Source organism: Xanthomonas sp. AM6, assembly GCF_025665335.1.
GTDB lineage: Bacteria > Pseudomonadota > Gammaproteobacteria > Xanthomonadales > Xanthomonadaceae > Xanthomonas_A.
In genome coordinates, this window is the sequence record NZ_CP106869.1 from 2684771 (window position 1) to 2699705 (window position 14935).

Annotated in this window: 14 protein-coding genes and 1 tRNA gene; 4 read left to right on the plus strand and 11 right to left on the minus strand. The window is 70.8% G+C overall.

All coding sequences use genetic code 11. From position 1 onward, the window contains the following. Positions 1–4: 4 nt before the first annotated feature. The 4 genes from hisD to hisS all read right to left on the minus strand — a co-directional run bounded on the left by hisD (position 5) and on the right by hisS (position 4367). On the minus strand, positions 5–1300 hold the full coding sequence (gene hisD, locus OCJ37_RS11235; RefSeq protein ID WP_263109494.1) for a histidinol dehydrogenase: 1296 nt from the start codon (positions 1298–1300) through the stop codon (positions 5–7). Then, complete coding sequence (hisG, locus tag OCJ37_RS11240; RefSeq protein WP_185813006.1) at positions 1297–2211, minus strand: ATP phosphoribosyltransferase; 915 nt, start codon at positions 2209–2211, stop codon at positions 1297–1299. Before hisG ends, hisD begins: the two co-directional genes overlap by 4 nt. A gap of 9 nt (positions 2212–2220) precedes the next feature. Then, entirely contained in the window at positions 2221–2547 is a 327-nt protein-coding gene (locus OCJ37_RS11245; protein WP_263109495.1) for a YerC/YecD family TrpR-related protein, read from the minus strand. A gap of 416 nt (positions 2548–2963) precedes the next feature. Further along, a complete protein-coding gene (gene hisS, locus OCJ37_RS11250; protein WP_263109496.1) occupies positions 2964–4367 on the minus strand; it encodes a histidine--tRNA ligase in 1404 nt (467 codons plus the stop codon). A gap of 110 nt (positions 4368–4477) precedes the next feature. Between hisS and OCJ37_RS11255 the strand changes: the two genes are divergently transcribed. Together OCJ37_RS11255 and OCJ37_RS11260 are read left to right on the plus strand one after the other, a co-directional pair. Beyond that, on the plus strand, positions 4478–5233 hold the full coding sequence (locus OCJ37_RS11255) for a Crp/Fnr family transcriptional regulator (protein WP_263113658.1): 756 nt from the start codon (positions 4478–4480) through the stop codon (positions 5231–5233). A 431-nt stretch (positions 5234–5664) separates the two neighbouring features. Beyond that, on the plus strand, positions 5665–5985 hold the full coding sequence (locus OCJ37_RS11260) for a hypothetical protein (protein ID WP_263109497.1): 321 nt from the start codon (positions 5665–5667) through the stop codon (positions 5983–5985). A gap of 95 nt (positions 5986–6080) precedes the next feature. On the opposite strand, the gene thrC is transcribed toward OCJ37_RS11260, so the two are convergent. From thrC to OCJ37_RS11295, 7 genes are all read right to left on the minus strand, one after another. Further along, positions 6081–7382: a threonine synthase gene (gene thrC / locus OCJ37_RS11265; RefSeq protein ID WP_263109498.1), complete on the minus strand. Its 1302-nt coding sequence runs from the start codon at positions 7380–7382 to the stop codon at positions 6081–6083. Continuing rightward, positions 7379–7600: a hypothetical protein gene (locus OCJ37_RS11270; protein WP_263109499.1), complete on the minus strand. Its 222-nt coding sequence runs from the start codon at positions 7598–7600 to the stop codon at positions 7379–7381. The genes thrC and OCJ37_RS11270 overlap by 4 nt, the downstream gene beginning before the upstream one ends. 537 nt (positions 7601–8137) lie before the next feature. Further along, positions 8138–9106 (minus strand): homoserine kinase, encoded by a 969-nt coding sequence (locus OCJ37_RS11275; protein ID WP_263109500.1) that lies wholly within the window; start codon positions 9104–9106, stop codon positions 8138–8140. Continuing rightward, positions 9103–11601: a bifunctional aspartate kinase/homoserine dehydrogenase I gene (thrA, locus tag OCJ37_RS11280; RefSeq protein ID WP_263109501.1), complete on the minus strand. Its 2499-nt coding sequence runs from the start codon at positions 11599–11601 to the stop codon at positions 9103–9105. The genes OCJ37_RS11275 and thrA overlap by 4 nt, the downstream gene beginning before the upstream one ends. 89 nt (positions 11602–11690) lie before the next feature. Beyond that, positions 11691–11825: a hypothetical protein gene (locus OCJ37_RS11285; protein ID WP_263109502.1), complete on the minus strand. Its 135-nt coding sequence runs from the start codon at positions 11823–11825 to the stop codon at positions 11691–11693. Between the two features lie 239 nt (positions 11826–12064). Next, positions 12065–12391 carry a hypothetical protein gene (locus OCJ37_RS11290; protein WP_263109503.1) on the minus strand — a complete coding sequence of 109 codons (327 nt, stop codon included), beginning with the start codon at positions 12389–12391 and terminating at the stop codon, positions 12065–12067. A 434-nt stretch (positions 12392–12825) separates the two neighbouring features. Further along, positions 12826–12902: transfer RNA gene (locus OCJ37_RS11295), tRNA-Arg, on the minus strand. Between the two features lie 161 nt (positions 12903–13063). On the opposite strand from OCJ37_RS11295, the gene OCJ37_RS11300 reads away from it, so the two are divergent. Both OCJ37_RS11300 and OCJ37_RS11305 read left to right on the plus strand, forming a co-directional pair. Next, positions 13064–14596: an L-piperidine-6-carboxylate dehydrogenase gene (locus tag OCJ37_RS11300; protein WP_263109504.1), complete on the plus strand. Its 1533-nt coding sequence runs from the start codon at positions 13064–13066 to the stop codon at positions 14594–14596. A gap of 57 nt (positions 14597–14653) precedes the next feature. Continuing rightward, entirely contained in the window at positions 14654–14935 is a 282-nt protein-coding gene (locus OCJ37_RS11305) for a DUF4190 domain-containing protein (protein WP_263109505.1), read from the plus strand.

Here is a 14935-nt window from a genome sequence, read left to right on the forward strand (position 1 = left end):
GCGCTCATGCCGCCTTCTCCATCCGCAGCGCCACCGCGTTGGCATGCGCGTCCAGGCCCTCGGCGCGGGCCATGGTCACCGCGCAGGCGCCGATCGCGGCGATGCCGGCGCGGCTGGCCGCCTGCACGCTGACGAAGTTCTGGAAGCTGGCGACGCTGACCCCGCTGTAGGCGCGCGCCGCGCCGTTGGTCGGCAGCACGTGGTTGGTGCCGCTGCAGTAGTCGCCCAGCGCCTCGGGGGTGAAATCGCCGAGGAACACCGAGCCGGCCGCCTCGACCCGCTCCAGCCAGGCGCGCGGTTCGCGCAGCGCCAGGATCAGGTGTTCGGGCGCGTAGCGGTTGCTGATCGCGAAGGCGTCCTCGAGCGCGCCGACCTGGATCAGTCGCGACGCGGCCAGGGCCTGGCGCGCGATCGCCGCGCGCGGCAGCGTCGCCAGCTGGCGCTCGATCTCGTCCTCGACCGCGTCGATCAGCTCGGCGCTGTCGGACAGCAGCAGCACTTGCGAATCCGGGCCGTGCTCGGCCTGCGACAGCAGGTCGGCGGCGACGAATGCGGCGTCGGCGCCGACGTCGGCGATCACCAGCACCTCGGACGGGCCGGCCGGCATGTCGATCGCCGCCGCGCCGGCCTGCGCGATCTGCTGCTTGGCCTCGGTCACGTAGCCGTTGCCCGGCCCGAACAGCTTGTCGCACGAGGGCACCGACTCGGTGCCGAAGCCCATCGCCGCGATCGCCTGCGCGCCGCCGAGCTTGAACACCCGATCCACGCCGGTCAGTTTCGCGGCGACCAGCACCGCCGGGTCGGCCGAGCCGTCGGCGCGCGGCGGCGTGCACAGCACCACCTCGCGGCAGCCGGCCAGCGCCGCCGGCACGCACAGCATCAGCGCGGTGGACGGCAGCGGCGCGCTGCCGGCCGGTACGTACAGGCCGACCCGGCCGATCGGCCGCACCACCCGCTCGCAGACCACGCCCGGCGCGGTTTCCACCGCATACGGTTGCGCCATGCCGGCGCGGTGAAAGGTCTCGATCCGTGCCGCCGCCTGCGCCATCGCTTCGCGCAGCACCGCCGGCACTGCGGCCTCGGCGGCGGCGAACTCGTCGGCGCCGACTTCGAACCCCTGCAGCACCACCCCGTCGAAACGCGCGGTGATCTCGCGCAACGCGGCATCGCCGCGGCCGCGCACGTCCTCGAGCAGCTGCGCCACCGCCGCGCGGGTCTGCGCGGCGACGGTCTGCGCCGGGCGGGTCAGGGCCTGCGTGCGCGCCTGCGCGTCGAGCGAATTCCACTCCAATCGGTTCATGCCAGCGAACGCTCCACCGTCAATACCATTAGCCCCTGCGCGCCAGCGCGCTCCAGTTCCTCCATGCGCTGCCAGGTGATCGCGCCATGGCACATGGTCTGCAACTGCAGCGGGCCGTCGCCGTCGCCGGGCAGTTGCACCAGCGGGTCGGCGTCGGGCAGCAGCCGGGTCAGCTCGGCGACGTGGTCGCGCGAGGCGCGGAACATCAGCAGCTTGCTGTCGCGCAGCTTGAGCACGCCGTCGAGCCGGCGCAGCAGCATCGCCGCCAGCCCGGCGCGGGCGTCGCCCGGCTCGCGCACCGGCCCGGCCAGCACCGCCTCGCTTTCCAGCAGCGTCTCCACCGGCTTGAGCTGGTTGGCGGCCAGGGTCGCGCCGCTGGAGACCAGGTCGCAGATCAGGTCGGCGGTGCCCAGCCGCGGCGCGATCTCCACCGAGCCGGACAGCTCCACCACCTGCGCATCGAGGCCGCGCGCTTCCAGCCAGTCGGCCAGCACCGCCGGATAGCTGGTGGCGATGCGCTTGCCCTGCAGTTGTTCCGAACCTGTCCATTCCCAGCTGTCGGGCACGGCCAGCATCAGCCGGCACTGGCCGAAGTTCAGCCCGCGCAACGCGCGGTACGCCTCCGGCAGGCCATTGCGGCGGCGCTCGCCGGCCTGCTCTTCCAGCTCGTTGCGGCCGACGATGCCGAAATCGCAGACGCCGTCGGCGATCAGCCCGGGGATGTCGTCGTCGCGCACCAGCAGCAGGTCCACCGGCAGCGACTCGCCGTAGCAGAACAGCTTGTCGCGGCTCTCGCGCCAGCTCAGCCCGCAGGCGGCCAGCACCGCGCGCGCCGGCTCGGCCAGGCGGCCGCTCTTCTGGATCGCGATACGCAGCCGGTCACGCGCCGGCGCTGCCAGGGAAGCACTCATCAGGACATCTCAATGGGAATCGGAGGGACGCGCCGCTTGCCGGCGCAGCGCCGCGGCATAGCCGCCGGCGCCGTATTCCAGGGTCCGCGCGACGCGGCCGATGGTGGTGACGCTGACCTGGGTCAGTTCGTGGATCTCGCGGTACGGCACGCCCTTGAGCAGCAGCGGCACCACCCGCCAGCGGTCGGACATCGCCTCCAGCTCGGCCGGCGTGCACAGGTCCTGCAGGAATGCGGCGACCTCCTGCGGCTTGCTCAGGTGCGCCAGGGCGCGCGACAGCGCCTTGAACGAGGTGTCGTTGTCGCGATCGGCAGTGGGGGCTGGGCGTTGTTTCATTGCGATAATGTAATAGCGTGTTAGTACATTAGCGCGATTGGACAGACCGGGTCAAGCCGCAGCGCGCGGGCGTTCTGTGGATGTGGTCGATCGCTGCTGGGCGGCGAGGTCGCCATGCCGTTCTGTCGCGGCTGAAGCCGCTCCTACAAAAGCGCATGCGCGTCGCTCCCTGTAGGAGCGGCTTCAGCCGCGACAGGCACTCGCATCCCATGCCGGCCCAGGGCGCAGGCACCGCTCCGGTCGCCTTCCATAGGGACGCATGGATGCAGGCGGCGAGCACGCATTGCGCTCGCCGTTGCGTGGGCGGCTTCAGCGGCGGCAGGCTCCGGTCATCCGCGTCGCGACTGACGTCGCTGCCACAAGGGGTACGCGGCGCGACCGTCCAGCTTGCGCCAAGACCGGCCCCGCCGGTCGGCTCAGGGCATGACCTTGGCCTGCTCCAGCTCGACCAGCAGGGTGCTGGCCAGTTCGTCGCGGGCGACGTCGAACTGCTGCTCGCGCACCAGGTCCTTGACCGCGACCACGCCGCGCGCCAGTTCGTCGTCGCCGGCCAGCACCACGAAGCGGATCCCGGCGCGCGCGGCGTACTGGAACTGCTTGCCGACCTTCTTCGGCTCCATCTGCACTTCGGTGTTGATCCCGCCGGCGCGCAGGCGGCGGGCGATGTCCAGCGCGTCGTCCAGCTTGGCCTCGTCCATCAGCGCCACCATCGCCTGCACGCTGCTGGAGGCGATGCCCTCGATCAGCCCGGCCTCGCGCAACTGCCAGAACAGGCGGGTCAGGCCGATCGAGATACCCACGCCCGGCAGCCTGGACTTGCTGTAGTGGCTGGCCAGGTCCTCGTAGCGGCCGCCCGAGCAGATCGAGCCGATCTGCGGGTAATCGGTCAGCACGGTCTCGTAGACGGTGCCGGTGTAGTAGTCCAGGCCGCGGGCGATGGAGAAGTTCAGGCAGTACGCGGTCTCCGGCACCCCCAGCGCCTTGACCAGGGCCAGCACCTCGCGCAGTTCGGCCACGCCTTCGCGCAGCGTCGCGCTGGCCGCGGCGCCCGCGGCCAGCGCGTCCAGCCGCGCCAGCGCGTCGGCGTGACCGCTGGAGCGCACCGCGACGAAGGCGAGGATCTGCTCGACCTGCTCGGCGGCAATGCCGAAACCCTCGCCGGCCAGCGTCTCGCGCACGTAGTCGGCGCCGCGCTTGTCCAGCTTGTCGACCTCGCGCAGCACCGCCAGCTGGCGCTCGCCCTCGGCCACGCCCAGGCTCTCGAAGAAGCCGCGCATCAGCTTGCGGTTGTTCAACTGCACCGCGAACGCGCCGATGCCCAGTTCGGCGAACACCGCGTGGATCACCGCCAGCACCTCGGCGTCGTAGCGGATGCTCAGCGCGTCCTTGCCGATCACGTCGATGTCGCACTGGTAGAACTCGCGGAAACGGCCGCGTTGGGCGCGCTCGCCGCGGTACACGCGCTGCATCTGGTAGCGGCGGAACGGGAAGCTCAGCTCGTGCTCGTGTTCGGCCACGTAGCGCGCCAGCGGCACGGTCAGGTCGAAGCGCAACGCCAGCTCGGGCAGCCCGCCCTCGGCGCCGGCGTCGGCCGCGGCATTGGCCAGCGCGCCGGTGGACTGCACGAAATACACCTGCCGCTCGGTCTCCCCTCCGGACTTGGTCAGCAGCACGTCCGACAGCTCGAACACCGGCGTCTCCACCGGCAGAAACCCGAACCGCTCGTAGTTGCGGCGGATGACGTCCAGCATGCGCTGGAACGCGATCTGCTCGCGCGGCAGCAATTCCATGATGCCGGGCGGCGTACGGGGCTTGATCACGTGCAAAACTCCTGCGTCTTGGGGGCGAACAGACGCCAATTCTAGCCGTACTGGGTGCCACCATCGTATCGGCGTATCATCCTGGCGTGACCATTCCGCCCGCCGAGCGCATGCACCGGACCGCCTCCCGCTTCGCCCTGCCCTACGCCGAGCCCGCCGCCGCCCGCGATCCGAACGCGCGCGAGTGCATGCATTGCGCGGTGCGGCACCTGGCGATCTGTTCGGCGCTGGCCTGCGACGAGGTGCAGGCGCTGGAACGGGTGACCACCTCGCTGTCCTACGCCGCCGGCGCCACCCTGGTCCGCACCGGCGAGGCGCGGCAGGCGGTCTATACCGTCACCTCCGGCGCGCTGCGCCTGGTCCGCAACCTGGCCGACGGCCGCCGCCAGGTGGTGGGCTTCGTGCTGCCGGGCGACTACGTGGGGCTGAGCGAATCGGCGAAATACCGCAACGACATCGAAGCGATCGCCGACACCCGCGTGTGCCGGGTCTCGGTGGCGGACATGCGCCAGCTGCGCGCGCAGTACCCGCAACTGGAGCGCAAGCTGCTGCAGCGCGCCTGCCTGGAACTGGACGCGGCGCAGGACGCGGCGCTGGCGCTGGCGCGGCTGCAGCCGATGGAAAAGCTCGCCGACTTCCTGCTGAAGCTGGCCGCGCGCACCGCCAGCCGCGGCGATCCGGGCAACACGGTGACCTTGATGATGGGCCGCGGCGACATCGCCGACCATCTCGGCCTGACCATGGAAACGGTCAGCCGCACCTTCACCAAGCTGCGCCAGCAAGGGTTGATCGCCCTGCCCCAATTGCACGTGGTCGAGATCCGCGACTTCGCCGCGCTGCACCGGCTGGCCTCCGACGAAGGCTGAGCCTGCCGCCGCGCGGCGGTTTTTTCGCCAGGCCGTGCCGGCGCCTTGCGCGACCGCGCCCACGCCGACTTATCCACAAGTTTCCAGGACAATGCTCCACATGCGTTGTGGACAACCGGCGCCAGGCGGCGGGCGCCTACGGCAACGACTCGGCATTTCGCCCGAGCCAGCCTCGGGCGAAAAATGCCGAGGGACGGGCACCGGGGGTTGCCATCGCCAACCCGCGGGCCGCGCGCAGGCAGGCGCTGGCGTAGAGCGGCCGACCGGGTGAGCGGCACGGTCCGCTTGGCGCGCGATGCACGCGGGCCGCCGCCCATGAATGCTTCAGACACCGCCATGCGCCTGTCGTGTGCCGGGCATAGACTTGCGCCGGCAACACACCTGCGGCGCCGCCGCGGTGCCGGTGGGGGGGAACCATTCGGAGGGCCGCCATGGCCGTCGCCGTCGATATGCACGACGCACCACGCGCCTGCGTGATGCTGGATCGCGAAAGAGAGCTGGATTTCTGGAAGGCGCATTTCGCGCAGGCCCCGTTCCATCGGCCCGGGCACGTGTTCGCCGACTACGAGCCGGCGCTGAAGCTGGCCTACGACGCCTACCTCAAGTACCACGGCCAGCGCTTCGACGATGTGGTGCCGCAGCTGCGCGACGTGTTCCTGCGCGACCACCCGCGCTCGCGCCTGGATTGGCTGCAGGCACGCAACGTGGTGCAGGCCGCCTGGCAGCGGCTGCAGCCCGAAGACGCGGCTTGAACCTGCGCACCTGAGTTTCCGCGCCGCGCGCAGCCTGGACGGCAGCGCGGCCCAGGGCGGCATTGCCGCCCCCTGGGCCATGGCGGCCGCAGGCGTCAGCCGGCCAGCAGGCGCGCGCGCAGCGCCGCGTAGTCCGGCGCGATCGGCTCGGCGCGCGCCGGGCGCTGCAGCAATGCCGCCAGCGCCGGCGGCACCGGCACCGGCTGGCCGATCAACGGCTCGACCACCGCCTCGAACTTGGCCGGATGCGCGGTCGCGGCCACCGCCCAGTCGCCGGCATCGGCCTCGGCGCCCTCGGCACGGATCTGCTGCAGCACGTGCAACGCGGTGGCGGTATGCGGGCAATGCACCTCGCCGTAGCGGCGGAAGCGCTCGTCGATCACCTGGCGGATCTGCGCATCGTCCACCGAGTAGGACTGGAACTGCGCGCGCAGTGCGGCGTCGTCGCCGCGGTACAGCCAGCGCAGGCGCTCGAAGTTGCTCGGCGCGCCGACGTCCATCGCATTGGCGACGGTGGCCACGCTGGGCTGCGGCGCGTAGTCGGCACCGGCGAAATAGTCCGGCAGCACGTGGTTGGCGTTGGTCGCCAGCACGATGCGGCCCAGCGGCACGCCCAACCCGCGCGCCAGGATCGCGGCCAGCGCATTGCCGAGGTTGCCGGTCGGCACCACCAGGTTCAGCGGCTGCGCACGCCCGGCGTAATGCAGCAGCGCGCCGTGCGCGTAGTAGCTCATCTGCGGCAGCAGCCGGCCCAGGCTGATGCTGTTGGCCGAACTCAGCGGCGCCTGCGCCTGCAGCTCGACATCGTTCAAGGCCTGCTTCACCAGTGCCTGGCAGTCGTCGAAGCTGCCGGCCACGCGCAACGCCTGGATGTTGTCGCCGAAGCAGCCAAGCTGGTGCGCCTGGCGCGGCGACACGCGCCCGTCCGGATACAGCACCACCACGCGCAGGCCGGGCTGGCGATGGAAGGCGGCGGCGACGGCGGCGCCGGTATCGCCGGAGGTGGCGACGAGGATGGTCAGCGGCGTGGCGGCATCGCGGCGCAGCCGCGCCAGGCATGCGGCGAGGAAGCGCGCGCCGAAGTCCTTGAACGCGGCGGTGGGCCCATGGAACAGCTCAAGCGCGTGGTCGCCGGGCGTGGCCAGCGGCTGCAGCGGCGCCTCGAAATCGAAGGCCTCGGCGCAGATCGCCGGCAGTTCGGCGGCGAGCGCGTCGCCGTCGAAGAACGGCGCCAGCACGGTGGCGGCGGTCGCGGCCAGGCTGGCGCCGGCCTGCAGTTCGCGCGACGCCGGCATGCGCTCGGGCACGTACAGCCCGCCATCGGGCGCCAGGCCGGCGGCGATGGCCTGGCTGAGCGTGGCGGCGGGTGCGGCATTGCGGGTGGAAATGAAGTTCATGGTGGTTCCATCAACAGGGGGAGTTCGATCGCGCTGTCATCCGTGACTGTGGCACTGCTTGGTTGCTGCTCTTGTTGCTGCTCTTGATTGTTGCTCTGCCCTTGCTTCGGCTGTGGCTTTTTTTGTTTTTCGATCTCCCGTGAGGCGCGGCAAGCAGGATGGGTACAACCCCCGCAGGGGGCGACGCGCAGGATGCGCGTCGTTTTCGGCAGGCACATGGATGTGCCTTCCGAAAATTCCCATCCTGCTTGCGGACCCGCGCGTAGCGCGGGCGCGCCGCCCGGGTGTGCTTTCTTTTGGTTACTTTTCTTTGCACAAGCAAAGAAAAGTGACCCGCGTCAGCGGAAGCTTTGCTCTTGCTCCTGCTCTTGCTTTGAATCTTCAGACCAAAACAGAAGCAGAGGCAAAGGCTTTCGCCTTGCGGCGAGTCACTTTTCTTTGCTCGCGCAAAGAAAAGTAACCAAAAGAAGCGCTCTACCACAGCCGAAGGCTGGTCAAGCGCGCCCTGTCTCGCGCCCTCCGCGCTGCGCGCTCCGGGTCCGCGTCCATGACGGGGATTCGCGGAAGGGGCATCCTGCCCCTGCCGCGAACGGCGCACATCCATGTGCGCCGCCCCTGCGGGGTTTTTCCCCGCCATGGCCGCCGCTACGGAAGGGAACCCGGTACGGCAACAGCAAAAGCAACAGCAAGAGCAAGAGCAAGAGCAAAAACAACCTCGAAAGCAACAGCAACAGCAACAGCGAGGCTACGCGGCGCTACAGCAATCGGGCGCCCGGACACTGCAGCGGCGATACCCAATGCTGGCTGTCGAAGCCGGCCGCTGCGAATGCCGCCTGCACCGCCGGCGCAGCCGCCTCCGCCGCCGCGCGCGTCGCGAACCAGGCGAACACGCTGGGGCCGGCGCCGGAAATGCTCGCGCCCATCGCGCCCGCGGCCAATGCCGCCGCCTTGGCCGCCGCGAAACCGCCGATCAGCGGCGCCCGCCGCGGCTCGATCAGCACGTCGCGCAGGCCCGCGCGCACCAGCGCTTCGTCGCTGGCGTGGCAACCCGCCAGCACCAGCGCCAGATTGGAACTCTGCGCGACGAACTCGCCGAGCCGGTAGTCGCCGGCCAGCGCCTCGCGCGCGCGGCGCGTCTCCAGCACCGCGTCCGGGTGCACCAGCAGGCTGTGCCAGGCCGCCGGCACCGGCACCGGCACCATCCGCTGCAGCGTGGACAGCACCAGCCCGCCCAGGAACATCGGGCCGAGGTTGTCGCCGTGGCGGCTGCCGCTGGCCACCGCTTCGCCTTCCAGCGAATACAGGTACAGCTGCTCGCGCGACAACGGCGCGTCCAGCAGCGCGTTGGCCGCCACCAGCGCGGCCACGCACGAGGCCGCCGAACCGCCCATCCCGGAACTGAGCGGGATGCCCTTGTCGATCTCCAGCTCGAAGCCGAACGGCAGCGCCAAGGCCTCGCGCAGCGCGATCAGCGCCGCGCCGGCGGTGTTGCGCGCGGCCTCCAGCGGCAGCGCCACGGTGGTGCCGCGGATCGCCGCGATGCGCACCTGCGGCGTGTCGATGCGGCGCACCGTCACCGTGTCGCCGACCCCCTGCACCGCGTAGCCGAGCAGGTCGAAGCCCACCGCCACGTTGGCCACCGAGGCCGGCGCGAACGCGCGCGCCTCGCGCGGCACCGCGCGCGCGCCAGGCTGCGGCGCCGGCGACAGCTGCGCCTGGCTCACAGCCGTGCGCCCTCGCCCGCCGCCACGCGCAGCAGGTCGGCGAACACGCCGGCGGCCGTGACCTCCGGTCCGGCGCCCGGTCCCTGCACCACCAGCGGGTTGTCGCAGTAGCGGCGGGTGGTGAACTGCACCACGTTGTCGGTCAGGCGCAGGTTGGCGAAGGCGTGCGCGGCCGGCAGTTCCACCAGGCCGACGCTGGGCGCGCGGTCCGGCGCCAGCTGCGCCACGTAGCGCAGCACGCAGCCGCGTTCCCTGGCCGCCTGCAGGCGCTGCGCGAACGCCGCATCCACTTCGTGCAGGCGCGCCATGAAGTCCTCCACGCTGGCCTGGCGCAGCGCTTCCGGCACCAGGCTCTCCACCGCCACGTCCTCCAGGCTCAGCTCGCGCCCGGCCTCGCGCGCCAGGATCACCAGCTTGCGCGCCACGTCGATGCCGGACAGGTCGTCGCGCGGGTCCGGCTCGGTATAGCCCATGCCGCGCGCGTCGGTGACCAGCTGCGAGAACGGCACGCTGCCGTCGTACTTGTTGAACAGCCAGGCCAGGGTGCCGGAGAAGATGCCCTCGATCGCGGTGACCGCGTCGCCGGTGTCGACCAGGTCGCGCAGCGTGGTGATCACCGGCAGCCCGGCGCCGACCGTGGCCTCGTAGCGGAAGCGCGCGCCGCTGCTCTCGGCGGCGGCGCGGATCGCGTGGAACCGCGCCAGCGGGCCGGCGCCGGCCTGCTTGTTGGGGGTGACCACGTGGATGCCGGCGGCCAGCCAGGCGGCGTAGCGGTCGGCGACGTCGGCGCTGCCGCTGCAGTCGATGATGACCGCGTGCGGCAGGTGCGCCGACAGTAGGTGCGCAGTAAACGCATCCAGGTCGGTGGGCTGCTGGCCGCTGGCGAAGGCCTGCCGCCAGTCGCCGGTGATCGCGCGGGTTTCCAGGCGCATCGCGCTGCGCGAGGCGATCGCGCGCAGGCGCAGGTCGAGGTTGGCCTTGGCCAGCAGTTGCGGCAGCGCCACGCGCAGCTGGTCCAGCAGCGCCGCGCCGACGTTGCCCGGGCCGATCACCCCGACCGAGAAGGTCTGCGGCGACAGCCAGAACCCGGCGTGCGCGGCGCGCAGCGCCTTGGTCGCGTGCGCGCTGTCGATCGCCACCGAGATGTTGCGCTCGGAGGAGCCCTGCGCGATGGCCAGGATGTTGACCTGGGCGCGGCCCAGCGACTCGAACAGGCGCGCGGCCACGCCCGGTTGCCCGGCCATGCCGTCGCCGACCGCGGCCAGCACGCTGATGCCGGTGGTCAGCTGCACCCGCTGCACCTGGCCGACCACCAGTTCGTGCGCGAACGCCGACAGCAGCGCGTCGCGCGCGCGCTCGGATTCGTTCTGCCGCACCACGCAGCAGATCGAATGTTCCGAGGAGCCCTGCGAGATCATCACCACCGACACCCGCGCGTTGCGCAGCGCGGCGAACACGCGTTCGGCGGTGCCGGGCACGCCGATCAGGCCGGTGCCCTCCAGGTTCAGCACGGCCAGGTCCGGGCTCAGGGTCAGGCCCTTGATCGGCCCGCTGGAGGCGCTGCTGGCGGTGATGCGGGTGCCCGGATGCTCGGGCTGGAAGGTGTTGCGGATGATGATCGGCAGGCCGCGCTCGATCGCCGGCGACATGGTCTGCGGATGCACCACCTTGGCGCCGAAATAGGCCAGCTCGCAGGCCTCGTCGTAGCTCAGCGTCTCCAGCTGCACCGCCTCGGGCACCACCCGCGGATCGGCCGACAGCACGCCGTCCACGTCGGTCCAGATATGCAGTTCGTCGGCATCGAACAGGGCCGCGAAGATCGCGCCGGAGTAATCGCTGCCGTTGCGGCCGAGCGTGGTGATGCGCCCGGCGCGGTCGCGGGCGACGAAGCCGGTGACCACGATGCGCCGTTGCGGGTGTTGCGCGCGCCAGTCGGCCAGGCGCCGCGCGCTGGCCTCCCAGTCCACGTCCACGCCCAGTTCGCCGCGATCCACCACCAGCACCTCGCGCGCGTCCAGCACCGCGCAGTCCTCGCCCAGCGCGCGCAGGTGCTCGCCGAGCAGTTGCGCCGAATACACCTCGCCCAGGCCCTGCACCCGGTCCAGCACCTCGCGCGGCAGTTCGCCGATCACCGCCAGCGCGCCGAGGATCTCGGCCAGGTGCTCGAAACGCGCGTCCAGCCATTCCACCGTGGTCCCGGAATGCTCGCCGAGCAGCGACACCGCCGCGGCGCGATGCCGCGCGCGCGCCTCGTGCCAGCGTTCGCGCCAGTCGCCATCCTCGCTGGCGGCCAGTTCGGCCAGTTCGATCAGCGCGTCGGTGACGCCCTTCATCGCCGAGACCACGGTGACCTGCAGGGTCTCCGGACGCGCCAGCAGCAGCTGCGCGACATGGCGATAGCGTTCGGCATCGGCCACCGAGGTGCCGCCGAACTTGTGGACGACGGTGCGCGGGGGTTCTGCAGCGGGAGCGGAAGCGACAGCGGGGGACGGCATGGGAGACCTCGGAGTGGAGGCCCCGCTCGCATCAGGCCGGCGGGTTCCCCCGCATCCTGATCCGGGTGCGGGGCCGTGGGTTTCGACAGTTACGCGAAAACGACGGGCCGCACCGGGCGAATGGTGTGGGTGGTAATACCGGTGGTAATGCCCGCGCAGCACGCGGCCGGACGCCGCAGCGCGGGCGGCACGAAGCTGGCGACGAGGGCGGAAACGTTGGGCATGGACGCAAGAGGACATCATGCGCCGGGGTGCTGTCAAGCGCCGCATGCGCCCTTGCCGCACCTGCGCTGCGTGCGGCGCGATAGGTTGCAGAAGTTACTATCGGCGCAGGGGAAGACCGAATGGCGGTGGCCCGATCGCTGCAATGCGGGTTGCCGTGGTCGACGACGCAAAAAGGCCCATGGCGAGTCGCCTCGCGCATGGGCCACGACCTCACGCGGACGGACGTCCGCCGGTCGGGTCAGTGCTGCTGGTTGTCGGCCGGCGGCTGTTGCTGCGGGTCGCTGGTGGGCTGCTGCGTGTCGGTCGCCGGCGGCGGCGTGGTGCCGGTGGCATCGGTCCCGGTCGCCGAGCCCTGCGCGCCGGTGTCGCCGGTGGCCGAGCCGGTGGTCGCATCGCCGCTGGTGGTGCCTGCAGCCGGTGCGGTGGCGCCCGTCGCGCTGCTGTCGGGGGCCGTGGCCGGCGCTGCCGTGCTCTGGTCCTGGGCGGCCTTGTCTTCGTCGCGATGGCAAGCGACCAAGGCGGCCAGGATCGAACCGATCAACGCGACTTTCAATGTTCTGCTCATGAGTGACTCCTGCTTCGCATGCGTCTTACATGGTGGGTGGAGCGGCCGCCCATGGACGGCCGGATGACATGAAGCCCGCAATCGAAACGCCGGCACCGCCAGTGCGTGCACCAGACCAGCGGTTGCGCGTCTCGGCACGCCGGAGCGACAACGCGACCTTATCGTCGCGATCCGGCCGCTCCTGCATTGACGGACAGGCGCAGGCTACGCAGGGCGATGCTCAGAAAACGTCGGCATGGGGTGTAGACGGCGTTATGGATCGTCGTCGGCCGATGCCTCCATCGCCCGGTACGGAACGCGGGCAGCCCGACGTCTTTGCGCGCGATGGCCTACGCGATCACGCTTGCGCCCGCAAATTCCACGGGTCGCAACCCGCAGCGCGGACGCCCGATGCGCATCACCGCCGCGCGCGGCAGATGCGCGGATCCTGGCGATGGTGACCCCGGCGCGATTCGAACGCACGACCTGTCCCTTAGGAGGGGACCGCTCTATCCAGCTGAGCTACGGGGCCTTTGCCGGCGCATTGTCGCACGATCGCCGCGCTTGCCAAGCCCGGGCCGGCGCGCGGCGGCTGCGGCCCCACGCGCCCGGTCTGCTAAAATTGCCGGCTAATCGCGCCCCGCGTCCCCCGCCTGCGGTCGCTTCCCTGTCGCAACGAACCCAGGAGATTCCATGTCCGCTGATCTGCTCAAGGCGCTCGGCCTGACCGCGTCCAATTCCGGCACCTACCTCGGCAACGGCGAGTGGTCCACGGCCACCGGCGCCGGCGTGCTGCAGCCGCTGAACCCGTCCAGCAACGCGGTCATCGCCGAGGTCCAGGCGACCACCAGGGACGACTACGAGACCGTCGTCGCCCGCGCCCAGGCCGCGTTCAAGGTCTGGCGCACCACCCCAGCGCCCCGGCGCGGCGAGGCGGTGCGGCTGTGCGGCGATGCGCTGCGCCGGAACAAGGACGCGCTGGGTTCGCTGGTCGCGCTGGAGATGGGCAAGAGCAAGCCCGAGGGCGACGGCGAAGTGCAGGAGATGATCGACATCGCCGATTTCGCGGTCGGCCAGAGCCGCATGCTGTACGGCTACACGCTGCACTCCGAGCGTCCCGGCCACCGCATGTACGAGCAGTACCAGCCGCTGGGCCTGGTCGGCATCATCAGCGCGTTCAACTTCCCGGTCGCGGTGTGGGCGTGGAATGCGTTCCTGGCGGCGATCTGCGGCGACATCTGCCTGTGGAAGCCGTCCAACAAGACCCCGCTGACCGCGATCGCGTCGATGAAGATCTGCAACGACGCGCTGCGCGACGCCGGCTTCCCGGACATCTTCTTCCTGGTCAACGATGCCGGTACCGAACTGGCCGAAACCCTGGTCGAGGACAAGCGCATCGCGCTGATCAGCTTCACCGGCTCGACCCAGGTCGGCCGCAACGTCGCCGAGAAGTGCGCGCGGCGCCTGGGCCGCTGCCTGCTGGAACTGGGCGGCAACAACGCGATCATCCTCGACGAGAGCGCCGACCTGAAGCTGGCGATCCCGGGCATCGTGTTCGGCGCGGTCGGCACCGCCGGCCAGCGCTGCACCACCACGCGCCGGCTGATCGTGCACGAATCCATCTACGACACCGTGCTGGCCACGCTGCTCAAGGCGTACAAGCAGGTCGAGGGCAAGATCGGCGACCCCACCGACCCGGCCAACCTGATGGGACCGCTGAACAGCCGCGGCGCGGTCGAGCAGTTCCTGGCCTCGATCGCCAAGGCCAAGGCCGCCGGCGGCACCGTGGAGACCGGCGGCACCGCGCTGGACCGCCCCGGCAACTTCGTGCTGCCGGCGATCGTCACCGGCCTGCGCAACAGCGACGAGGTCGTGCAGCACGAGACCTTCGCGCCGATCCTGTACGTGATGAAGTACAGCACCCTGGACGAGGCCATCGACATGCAGAACGGCGTGCCGCAGGGCCTGTCCTCGTCGATCTTCACCCAGAACCTGAAGGCGGCGGAGAAGTTCCTGTCGGCGGCCGGCAGCGACTGCGGCATCGCCAACGTCAACATCGGCACCTCCGGCGCCGAGATCGGCGGCGCCTTCGGCGGCGAGAAGGACACCGGCGGCGGCCGCGAATCCGGCTCGGACGCGTGGAAGGTGTACATGCGCCGGCAGACCAACACGATCAACTACTCCGACTCGCTGCCGCTGGCGCAGGGCATCAAGTTCGATCTTTGACACAATGGCCGCGGCGTCCCGCCGCACGTAGACCGTTCGTCTCCAGGAGTCCTGCCGATGAGTAGCGTCCGTGAAACCAATTCGCTCGCCGTGGTCAGCCTGGTCGCCGGCATCCTCGGCTGGACCCTGCTGCCGGTGCTCGGCAGCCTCGGCGCGATCGTCACCGGGCACCTGGCGCGCGCGGAGATCCGCCGCCAGCCGCAGCGTTTCCAGGGCGACGGACTGGCGGTGGGCGGGCTGGTGCTGGGCTGGGGCGCGGTGATCGTGGCGATCCTGTCGGTGCTGGTACTGGTGCTGTTCTTCGGCGGGCTGGCGTGGTTCGCCAGCAGCCAGGGCTGA

Coding starts and splice junctions, on each gene's coding strand:
- hisG (WP_185813006.1), bottom strand. CDS start 2,211: ATGAGTGCTTCCCTGGCAGCGCCGGCGCGTGACCGGCTGCGTATCGCG.
- thrA (WP_263109501.1), bottom strand. CDS start 11,601: ATGCCGTCCCCCGCTGTCGCTTCCGCTCCCGCTGCAGAACCCCCGCGC.
- OCJ37_RS11305 (WP_263109505.1), top strand. CDS start 14,654: ATGAGTAGCGTCCGTGAAACCAATTCGCTCGCCGTGGTCAGCCTGGTC.
- OCJ37_RS11300 (WP_263109504.1), top strand. CDS start 13,064: ATGTCCGCTGATCTGCTCAAGGCGCTCGGCCTGACCGCGTCCAATTCC.
- thrC (WP_263109498.1), bottom strand. CDS start 7,382: ATGAACTTCATTTCCACCCGCAATGCCGCACCCGCCGCCACGCTCAGC.
- OCJ37_RS11245 (WP_263109495.1), bottom strand. CDS start 2,547: ATGAAACAACGCCCAGCCCCCACTGCCGATCGCGACAACGACACCTCG.
- OCJ37_RS11290 (WP_263109503.1), bottom strand. CDS start 12,391: ATGAGCAGAACATTGAAAGTCGCGTTGATCGGTTCGATCCTGGCCGCC.
- hisD (WP_263109494.1), bottom strand. CDS start 1,300: ATGAACCGATTGGAGTGGAATTCGCTCGACGCGCAGGCGCGCACGCAG.
- OCJ37_RS11270 (WP_263109499.1), bottom strand. CDS start 7,600: ATGTGCCTGCCGAAAACGACGCGCATCCTGCGCGTCGCCCCCTGCGGG.
- OCJ37_RS11260 (WP_263109497.1), top strand. CDS start 5,665: ATGGCCGTCGCCGTCGATATGCACGACGCACCACGCGCCTGCGTGATG.
- OCJ37_RS11285 (WP_263109502.1), bottom strand. CDS start 11,825: ATGCCCAACGTTTCCGCCCTCGTCGCCAGCTTCGTGCCGCCCGCGCTG.
- OCJ37_RS11255 (WP_263113658.1), top strand. CDS start 4,478: ATGCACCGGACCGCCTCCCGCTTCGCCCTGCCCTACGCCGAGCCCGCC.